The organism is Pseudomonas sp. AP42, from assembly GCF_001728935.1.
In the GTDB taxonomy this organism is placed as follows: domain Bacteria; phylum Pseudomonadota; class Gammaproteobacteria; order Pseudomonadales; family Pseudomonadaceae; genus Aquipseudomonas; species Aquipseudomonas lactis.
Genome location: NZ_LYSO01000199.1, coordinates 1 through 4,234, shown reverse-complemented (window position 1 = coordinate 4,234; position 4,234 = coordinate 1). Strand labels below are relative to the sequence as shown.

Annotated in this window: 3 protein-coding genes; 1 reads left to right on the top strand and 2 read right to left on the bottom strand. The window is 61.4% G+C overall.

The genetic code is table 11. The annotated features are described in order from the left end of the window. Nucleotides 1–274: 274 nt before the first annotated feature. Both A7K61_RS30360 and A7K61_RS30355 read right to left on the bottom strand, forming a co-directional pair. Nucleotides 275–2,410, bottom strand: coding sequence for a TonB-dependent siderophore receptor (locus tag A7K61_RS30360; protein WP_069559004.1), 2,136 nt, complete (start codon nucleotides 2,408–2,410; stop codon nucleotides 275–277). Between the two features lie 189 nt (nucleotides 2,411–2,599). Continuing rightward, the gene (locus A7K61_RS30355; protein ID WP_044272383.1) at nucleotides 2,600–3,691 is read right to left on the bottom strand and encodes an NADH:flavin oxidoreductase/NADH oxidase; all 1,092 of its coding nucleotides are present in this window, start codon (nucleotides 3,689–3,691) and stop codon (nucleotides 2,600–2,602) included. A 90-nt stretch (nucleotides 3,692–3,781) separates the two neighbouring features. Between A7K61_RS30355 and A7K61_RS30350 the strand changes: the two genes are divergently transcribed. Beyond that, nucleotides 3,782–4,081: a helix-turn-helix transcriptional regulator gene (locus A7K61_RS30350; protein WP_050516211.1), complete on the top strand. Its 300-nt coding sequence runs from the start codon at nucleotides 3,782–3,784 to the stop codon at nucleotides 4,079–4,081. Nucleotides 4,082–4,234: the final 153 nt, after the last annotated feature.

Sequence of the window (4,234 nt, the reverse complement as noted above, 5' to 3'; positions counted from 1 at the left end):
AAAAGTGAGCCGCCGTCAGGGCGGAACCCTAAGTAGCCGTTACCGCAGCAATGGATATATACCCAATCCAACTGTGTCGCCTGCCAGGCCGCCTTCGCGAGCAAGCCCGCTCCCACAGTTGGACCGTGGGGTGTCAGGTAGTGGGCGTTGGCAGGCAGGCCGTCTTCGCAGGCAAGCCAGCTCCCACAGTTGGACCGTGGGGTTTCAGGTAGTAGGCGTCGGTTGGCAGGCCGTCATCGCAGGCAAGCCAGCTCCCACATATCGCAGTTGTTCATCATAGGGTATAGGCGATGCCCACCTGCACGGTACGCGGTGCACCGGGGTAGGCGTAGATATTGCCGAACGCGCCCTCTTCATACTCGCGGTTGAACAGGTTCTTCACATCCAGGTTCAAGCGCACACGCTCATTGACCTTGTAGTAACCGAGCAGGTCGACCACGGTATAGGCGTCCATGGAGAATGCCGTGTTAGCAGTCTGGCCGGCGCGCTGGTCGACGTACTTGCCGCCGACGCCCAGGCCCAGGCCTTTGAGCGCGCCGTCCTGGAACTCGTAGACGTTGAGCAGGCTGAAGCTGTTGCGCGGGATGTTCATCAAGCGAGTGCCGGAGCGCAGGGTGGTGTCGCGAGTAACTTCGGCATCCACATAGGCGTAGCCGCCGATCACGCGCCATTCGGGTGTGAGGTTGCCTGCCACGTTGAGGTCGAACCCGCGACTGCGCACCTGGCCAGCTGCGACGTTGAAGGTGTTGGTGGTATCAGCCGGGTCGACAGCCAGCACGTTTTTCTTTTCGATCTGGTAGATAGCGGCGTCGATGCTCAGTTGGCGGTCAAGCGCTTCCCATTTAATGCCCATCTCGTAGGATTTGCCTTTCTCCGGCGCAAAACTAACACCTTCGCGGCTAGCACCGGTGTTGGGCTTGAACGAACGCGCGGCATCGGCATACACCGCGACGGTGTCGGTGAGGTCGTAGATCACACCCACACGCGGGGTGACGGCGTTGTCCGCGGCCTGCCAGCTTTTACCTACATAGTTCTGGTAATCGTGCTCGAAACGCTCAAAGCGCGCACCGGCCAGTACTTTCAAACGCTCAGTGAGGGCAACCTGGTCCTGCACGAAAGCGGCGTAGGTCTTGAGGTTCTCTTTATCATGGGTCGGCGTACGGGTCAGCGCCGGACGGGTTTGACCGTACACCGGATCAAAGATATCGATCGGGTAAGTACCCGCAACGGCGCTTGAACGCTGGATGATCGATTTGTAGTCGTAATCCTCGTACTCGATACCGGTGAGCAGCGTGTGATCGAAGCCGCCAGTGGAGAAGTGCCCGGTCAAGTTGAGCTGGTAATCCTTGTCGGTCCATTCCAGCTTGCGATAGTTGAAGTTGCGTTGCAGGGTGCGGCCATCGGCGCCCAGGCTGCCCGGCCCGTTGGCTTCGATGGCATTGCCTTTCAAGCTACCGTCCAACCACTGGAAGCCGCCGCCCAGGGTCCAGTTGTCGTTCAGCGCATGCTCAAAACGCAGTTGCGCCATGTTGTTGTCGTTGTGCAGCTTGCCGGCGTCCTTGTCGCCCCAGAACGTGTCGCGCGAAGGCGTACCGCGCTGATTGGGGAAGCGCGTCAGGCCGCGGTCCAGCGGGTGGTTGTTGCGCATGAAATCGCCTTCGAAGGTCACCTTGGTGTCATCGGTGGCCTGCCAGGTAATCACCGGCGTCACGCCGTAGCGTTCCGTCTCGACGTGATCGCGGAAGGTGTCGCCGCCCTCGCCCACCACGTTCAGGCGATAGGCCAGGCGGCCTTCCTCGTCCAGCGGGCCGGAGGCATCCAAGGTGCCGCGCTTCATGCCCTGGTCATTGAGCTGGCTACCCAGGGTGACGGTGCGTTCGGCCAGCGGCTGCTTGGACACCACATTGAAGGTACCGCCCGGGTCGCCACGGCCGTAGAGCATGGTCGCGGGGCCGCGCAGCACTTCAAGACGCTCGATGGTGTTGGCGTCCGGCATGTTCGGGTAACCGCGGTTGATCGGGAACCCATTGCGGTAGAACTCACCGGTGGTGAAGCCGCGCACGGTAAAGGTGGTCAGGCCCTGCCCGCCGAAGTTGTTGGCACGACCCACGCCGCCGGCGTAGTCAAGGGCATCCTGCAGGCGCGTTGCACCGAGGTCTTCAACCACGTCCTTGGACACTACGCTGATGGACTGCGGGGTTTCATGAATAGAGGTGTCGGTGCGCGTCGCACTGGCTGAGCGTGTGGCGTGGTAGCCCTGCACGGGGCCTTGGGCCGACTCAAGGTCCGCAGTGGCGGTGACATTGGTCGCTTGCAGCTCGATACTGGCACTCTCGGCAGGCACCTGCTCTGACCACGCGAAGGGGGAAAACGCCTGGAGCACGCAGATGGAAATCAGGGTACGACGCATGGGTGTGGAACCTAGTGAATGAGCCAGATGGGACGGCAAACCTGCCAAGAATTCGCCGCGCATCATATATCAGGGCATTCTCGTTTGATATCGGTTCTCATTTGTTATTTTTCGCCGCTTAGGTCGCGAAAAACAACAGGCGAAAAAAAGCCACTCAATCGAGTGGCTCATGCAACGCGCAGGCTTACCTCAGCGATAGCGTTCCAACCAATGCGCGTAAGGTGCCGGCAAGGTCCAGGAAGACTTGTCCACGCCCAACTCCTTGGCGGCAAAGTAGGCCCAATGTGGGTCGGCCAAATGTGCCCGACCTACCGAAACCAGGTCCAGGTGCCCGGCCTGCAACGCGCCTTGGGCCAGTTGCGGCGTGCCGAAGCCCCAGGCTGACGTCACCGGGATACCGGCTTCACGGCGTACACGCTCAGCAATCGGGCCCATGAAGGCCGGGCCCCAAGGAATGTTAGTGTCAGGAATAGTAAAGCCGACGCTGACGCTCAGCAGGTCCAGGCCACCGTCCTTGAAACGGCGGGCCAGTTCGATGGACTCGGTGAGGGTCTGCTCATCACGGCCGTCGTATTCGATCACACCGAACCGGGCGGTGAGCGGCAGGTTTTCCGGCCAGACTTCACGCACTGCAGCCAGGGTTTCGAGGAGGAAGCGGCTGCGGTTGTCGAAGCTGCCACCGTAGGCATCGGTACGCTGGTTGGAATGCTCGGAGAAAAAGCTCTGACCCAGGTAGCCGTGGGCGAAGTGCAACTCGATCCATTCAAAGCCGGCATCGCGAGCACGACGAGCCGCGTCGACGAAGTCCTGCTGCACGCGGGCGATGTCTTCAAGGGTCATGGCACGCGGTACGTTGGGCAGGTTGGCACCGAACGCGATGGCAGACGGGGCGATGGTTTCCCAACTGCGGGAATCAGAGGCCGGGATGTGGTCATCACCTTCCCAGGGGCGGTTGGCGCTGGCTTTGCGGCCGGCGTGGGCGATCTGAATGCCCGGCACCGAACCTGCGGCCTTGATCGCTTTGACCATCGGCACGAATGCCTCGGCGTGGGCGTCGCTCCAGATGCCGGCGCAGCCTGGGGTGATGCGCCCTTCAGGGGCAACCGCAGTGGCCTCGACCACCAGCAGGCCGGCACCACCACGGGCCATGCCGGCCAGGTGCACGTGGTGCCAGTCGTTGACCATGCCGTCGTCGGCCATGTACTGGCACATCGGTGGTATAGCAATGCGATTGCGCAAGGTCACGTCTTTAAGTTTGAACGGTTCGAACAAGGCCGACATTGGGAGCTCCAGGAAGGGGTGAGTGATTCGATAGTTCGATGGTAATCGAACTATGGTATTGAACGCTACCCCCCTGTTATGATCCGCCCCATGCGAGCCTTCAAACACCCTACCCCGCTGGAATTGACGCTTGAGCGTGTGCTGTACGCCTTGAGCGACCCCGTACGCCTGGACATCGTGCGCTACCTGGCCAACGTGCCAGAGGCGACCTGTGGCGAACTGGACGGGGGGCGGCCCAAGTCCAGCATGTCCCATCATTTCCGGGTATTGCGCGATGCGGGCTTGGTGCACACGCGCAATGTGGGCACCACCCATATGAACTCGTTGCGCCGTGACGAGCTGGAGAGCCGCTTCCCTGGGTTGCTGGCCAGTGTGTTGTCACAGCGCTAGACGCATAACCTCGGCGCGACGCTGAGTCTGTGGCGAGGACGCTTGCTCCCGTGACGGCCTGCCAGCCGGCGCCCATCTCCCTGACACCCCGCGGTCTACATGTGGGAGCTGGCTTGCCTGCGATGACCATAGGTATCTACACAACCTTGTGGG